Origin of the sequence: Nocardioides sp. PD653-B2, from assembly GCF_002117935.1 — a bacterium.
GTDB lineage: Bacteria > Actinomycetota > Actinomycetes > Propionibacteriales > Nocardioidaceae > Nocardioides.
Genome location: NZ_BDJE01000043.1, coordinates 1 through 3718, shown reverse-complemented (window position 1 = coordinate 3718; position 3718 = coordinate 1). Strand labels below are relative to the sequence as shown.

The 3718-nt window shown below is 72.3% G+C and carries 3 protein-coding genes; 1 reads left to right on the top strand and 2 read right to left on the bottom strand.

What is annotated here, in order from left to right; all coding sequences use genetic code 11:
- Positions 1 to 231: 231 nt before the first annotated feature.
- A complete protein-coding gene (locus PD653B2_RS18650) occupies positions 232 to 1023 on the bottom strand; it encodes an alpha/beta fold hydrolase (protein WP_085873907.1) in 792 nt (263 codons plus the stop codon).
- The gene (locus tag PD653B2_RS18645) at positions 1014 to 1802 is read right to left on the bottom strand and encodes an endo alpha-1,4 polygalactosaminidase (protein WP_165763540.1); all 789 of its coding nucleotides are present in this window, start codon (positions 1800 to 1802) and stop codon (positions 1014 to 1016) included. Before PD653B2_RS18645 ends, PD653B2_RS18650 begins: the two co-directional genes overlap by 10 nt.
- 2 nt (positions 1803 to 1804) lie before the next feature.
- Here PD653B2_RS18645 and PD653B2_RS18640 point away from each other — a divergent pair, with 2 nt between their 5' ends.
- Positions 1805 to 3697, top strand: coding sequence for a S8 family serine peptidase (locus PD653B2_RS18640; protein ID WP_085873905.1), 1893 nt, complete (start codon positions 1805 to 1807; stop codon positions 3695 to 3697).
- The last annotated feature ends 21 nt before the right edge of the window (positions 3698 to 3718 follow it).

Below are 3718 nucleotides of genomic sequence, written 5' to 3'. Positions count from 1 at the left end.
GCGCCTTCCTCAACCACCGACGGGGCGGAAAGCGGCCGCAGCCTCCACGATGACCACCGGCGGTAGACGCGTAGGCCCGACGACATCGGGTACGAGCAAGAGATGACCACCACCCCGCAGGACCCCGACACCATCCAGCCCGATGTGATCCCGTCGCTCGACCCGGAGCCGACGGCCGACCCGGACCTCCCCGACACGGAGCCGCAGCCCGTCATCCCCTGAGCCGCGGGGCTACTGCTCCAGGAACCGCCGCAGCACCTCGGTGAAGACCTGCGGCTGCTCGGAGTGCACCCAGTGCCCGGCGCCCTTGATCGTCACGCGGCGGTTGCGCGGGAACCAGCGGTCCATCGCGGCGGCGTACTCGTCACGGACGTAGGACGAGTTCTGCCCCGCGACCCACAGCGTCTTGCCTTCGTACGGCGGAGTCGCCGCCAGCGCGTCCTCCGGCCAGTCGCCGAGCATAGCGAGGTCGCGGCCCAGCACCTCCAGGTTGGGCTGCCAGGACCACGCGCCGTCGTGGTGGCGGAGGTTCTGGAGCAGGAAGCTGCGCACCGTCCGGTTGGGGACCGCGTCGGTCAGCGCCTCGTCGGCGTCGCTGCGCCGCTCGAGCCGGGAGAGGTCGAGCGCCAGCATCGCCTCGATGTAGCCGGCGAACTCGCTCCGCTCCTCGTACTCCACCGGCGAGACGTCGACGACGCAGAGCCGCTCGACCAGCGCCGGGTGACGTAGCGCGAGCACCATTGCCGCCTTGCCGCCCATCGAGTGTCCGACCAGGCGCACCGGGTCGTCCTCGCTGAAGAGCTCGGCCACCCGGTCGGCGACGTCGATGTAGTCGAAGTGGTCGCTCCACGTCGAGCGCCCGTGGTGCGGCATGTCGACGAGCAGCACGCGGTGGTCCTCGGCGAACGCCTTGGCGATCGTGGTCCAGTTCTTCCCCTGCCCGAAGAGCCCGTGGCAGAAGGCGACCAGCGGGCCGGTCTCCCCCAGCGACGTCGTGTGCAGGCCCGTGTCGTTCAGCACCACCGGCGCACCCCCGACGGGCTCAGGTCGCGATCACGCAGCACCACGGCGAGCCGGTCGCCGACGTGCGCGCAGGTCCAGCGGAAGTCCTGCGCGCGGTACTCGATGGAGAGCACGAGGTCGCCGTAGTCCTCGACGTACGCCGCACACTCGCGGTAGCGCCCGCACTCCTCCGCGACCGCGAAGTCGTAGCCGATCGTGGTGCCGTCGAAGCCCGCGAGGTTCTTCTGGCCGGCCTCGAGCCCGGCGGCGTGGGCGCGCCGCACCAGCAGCCGCGCGTACGAGATCGCCTGCCGGCGCGACAGCAGCCCGTGGCTGCGCGTGAACGAGTCGAGGTTGTCGAACTCCACGGCGTCGAAACCGTCCCGGGCACAGCCCGTGACCCACCGCCCCACGATGCGAGCGAGATCCGTGCGCTTGGACGGCGTGCGCAGGTCGAGCAGCCACTCGTCCCAGGCGGAGTCCTCGACCGGCTTGCCGTCCTGCTTCAGCACCAGGTTCATGTGCCGTCGCCAGAAGGACCGCTCGTTGCTCTGCGTCTGGAAGCCGTTGACGTAGCAGATGTTGTAGCGCCGGGCGGCCGGCGCCGACCGGCGGTCGCGGACGACGATGCCGACGTGGTCGGGCACCGGCCGGTTGCCGCCCAGCTGGTAGTCGACGTCGGTGCCGGTCGGCAGCGGATCGGCGTACGCGGGGGCGGGCAGGAGCAGCGCAGCCAGGAGCACGACGTAACCCAGCAACCGGGTACGGCGTTGTCGGGGCACCTCACGAGATCGGATCATCCATGCCATCCTCGCGCACCCGGCTGCTCGCGCTCACCTGCGCCCTCGCCGCCGCCCTCTCCCTGACCGGGCCGCTGGCCGGCATCAGCCCCGCCTCCGCCGGCCCTGCCCCGGCCCCGGCCGGCCTCCACCTCGGCCTCGACCGCCTGCTGGCCGAGGGGACGCCCGACGGCCGCGCGATCGTCACGTTCGACGCGGTGCCGACGGCTGGCGACACCCACGCACTCGAGGCGCTCGGCCTCACCGTGCAGCCGATGAAGCAGCTGCCACTCGCTCTCGTCCAGGGCCCGGTGGCCGCGATGGTCGAGGCCGTCAGCTCCGGGATCGGCCTCGACGTCTACCCCGACGAGCGGCTCGAGCTCCTCGACACGACGTCCAGCAACGCGATGTCCTCCTCCCCCGCGGCCGCGGCGTCGCTGCGCCAGCAGGGCCTCACCGGCAAGGGCGTCACCGTCGGCGTCGTCGACTCGGGCTGCGACGCCACCCACGCCGACCTCGCCGACCACGTCGTCCACAACGTGACCCTGGCCAGCCCGGAGTACGCCAACGCCGGCACCCAGCCGACGCTGGTGGTCCCGGTCGACCAGGGCCCGCTGAGCAACACCGACCTCGGCAGCGGGCACGGCACCCACGTGGCCGGCATCATCGGCGCGGACTCCACCTCGGCTGCCGACGGAAGCCGCCTGGGCGTCGCACCGGACGCTGACATCGCGTGCTTCTCGATCGGCCTGGTGCTCTTCACCACCGCGGTCGTCACGGCCTACGACTACATGCTCGACCAGCCCGACCTGATGGGCATCGACGTCGTCAACAACTCGTGGGGCAACAGCTACCGTCAGTTCGACCCGAACGACCCGGTCGCCGTCGCGACCAAGGCCGTCGCCGACCGCGGCGTCACCGTCGTCTTCGCGGCCGGCAACTCCGGCAGCGGCGCGGTGCCGATGAGCCTCAACCCGTTCTCCCAGGCCCCCTGGGTGATCTCGGTGGCCGCCGGCACCGTCGACCGCTTCCGCGGTGACTTCTCCTCCAACGGACTGGCCCACGACAACTCGCGGGCGACCGGGATCGGCGCCGACGACCACACGACCTACACCGGCGACCGGATCGGCCTGGTGCACCCGGACATCACCGCGCCCGGCGTCGACATCAGCTCCACCTGCGACAGCGCCGGCACCCTGATCGGTCCGTGCGCCCCCGACGACAACGCGACCGCCTCGGGCACCTCGATGGCCTCGCCGCACATCGCCGGCGCCGCCGCCGTCCTGCTCCAGGCCCAGCCGCGGCTCACGCCGGACCAGGTCCGGCTCGCCCTGCAGGCCACCGCGACGCCGGTGAAGGCGGCCGGCGGCACGACCTCGCTGCCCTTCTGGCAGGTCGGCTACGGCTACGCCGACCTCGACCGGGCCGTCGGCCTGGTCCGCGGCCCGAACTGGCAGCGGGACCTGCGCACGGCGGCCGCCCGGGCCGACAAGCGGGTCCTGGCCGCGGACCACACCACGGTGCTGCGCTCCGACTTCTTCGTGCACGCCGCCCCGCCTGCGACGGCCGGCGGCACGGACAGCACGTCGTACGACGTCCCCGTCCGGAAGCGGACCCGCACCCTGTCGGTGAGCCTGGCCTTCCCGTCCGGCGGGACCGTCGGCGCGAGCTTCTTCAGCTACACCGTCGAGGTCCTGGACCCGTCGGGCCAGGTGGTCGGCACGACCACCAGCGACCCGGTCGCCGGGTCGGGCACGGCGCTGGCCACGGTCCGGCTGCCGGAGTCGGCGCGCGCCGGCACCTACACGTTCCACGTCACCGGCGACTACTCCGCGTCCGACCCCGACACGGTCGACAGCGACTCGGTGCTGGGCCGCTTCGTGACCTTGCACGTGGCCCAGCTGAGGAAGGGCTAGAGATGTACCCGGCCATCAGGT

What these genes read in the sequence shown, in the direction of transcription:
- PD653B2_RS18645 (WP_165763540.1), bottom strand. Translation starts at nt 1,802, where the DNA reads ATGATCCGATCTCGTGAGGTGCCCCGACAACGCCGTACCCGGTTGCTG.
- PD653B2_RS18640 (WP_085873905.1), top strand. Translation starts at nt 1,805, where the DNA reads ATGCCATCCTCGCGCACCCGGCTGCTCGCGCTCACCTGCGCCCTCGCC.